1 protein-coding gene is annotated in these 531 nt (G+C 46.9%); it reads right to left on the bottom strand.

What is annotated here, in order from left to right:
- Nucleotides 1–531: glycosyltransferase family 2 protein (locus ACS8YF_RS20130; RefSeq protein ID WP_440851825.1), on the bottom strand; the 531-nt coding region annotated here is incomplete at both ends.

Raw genomic sequence — 531 nt, 5'->3', positions numbered from 1 at the left:
CAATAATATTCCGGCAGTATGTGTCGCAGCGATATGTGTCAATTCAATATTTAACGGTACACCGGCAAGTTGGACTGCGTAAATAATGAAACCGACCAGGCAGGTGAAGGCCCATATTGTCGTCAGGCAGTATTCAAAAAACAGCGGCCACATTCGAAAGTTTTCTTTGCGCCACAACCTTGTCATATTTTTGAGGAATACTTCTGCACCGCCCTGAGCCCAGCGCAGGCGCTGTTTCCACAGCCCTTTTAACGTTTCAGGCATTAATATCCAGCACAGTGCCCGTGGCTCGTAAAAAATCGTCCACTGATTCAACTGCAGCTTCCAGCTAATATCAATATCTTCGGTGATCATATCGTCACTCCAGTAACCCACTTCTGCCAGGGCGCTGCGACGAAATGCGGCAATAACACCGGAAACGGTAAATACGTTTCCATAGATACGCTGGGTTCGCTTGATCAAACCAATAATTGAGGAATACTCGCCAACCTGAATTTTACCCACCAGGGTAGAACGTGTTCGAATACGAGG

The organism is Salinisphaera sp. SWV1, assembly GCF_052044155.1.
In the GTDB taxonomy this organism is placed as follows: domain Bacteria; phylum Pseudomonadota; class Gammaproteobacteria; order Nevskiales; family Salinisphaeraceae; genus Salinisphaera.
The sequence above is the reverse complement of the archived record's forward strand: the minus strand, read 5'-3'. Positions and strand labels throughout refer to the sequence as shown.